Source organism: Bowmanella dokdonensis (assembly GCF_017254865.1).
Taxonomy (GTDB): domain Bacteria; phylum Pseudomonadota; class Gammaproteobacteria; order Enterobacterales; family Alteromonadaceae; genus Bowmanella; species Bowmanella dokdonensis.
In genome coordinates, this window is the sequence record NZ_JAFKCV010000349.1 from 1 (window position 1) to 293 (window position 293).

Here is a 293-nt window from a genome sequence, read left to right on the forward strand (position 1 = left end):
GACAGTTCCATATAGGCTTCCGACACTTTGTAACTGCCGGCGATGGCCTCTTCTGCACCGTTACGCAACACGGTTGAGTCTGGGTCACGCCAGCCTTTTTCGGCGCGACGCTCCACCCCTGCCGCAAAGGCTAAGGTACCGGCCGGCAATTCCATCAGATCACCATATAAGTTGGCGGTCCAGGAGCGCATTTGGTTACCGCCGGTTCCTTCGCGGCGATACTTCACATAGTCAATGACCTCAGGCGTCAGTTCGTTTACACCAAACCAGTCACCACAGGGAATACCATTGCT

At 55.3% G+C, this 293-nt stretch carries 1 pseudogene; it reads right to left on the minus strand.

Annotated features, from left to right (window positions below):
- Positions 1 to 293, minus strand: a pseudogene (locus J0A66_RS22895) (hypothetical protein); the annotation flags it as partial.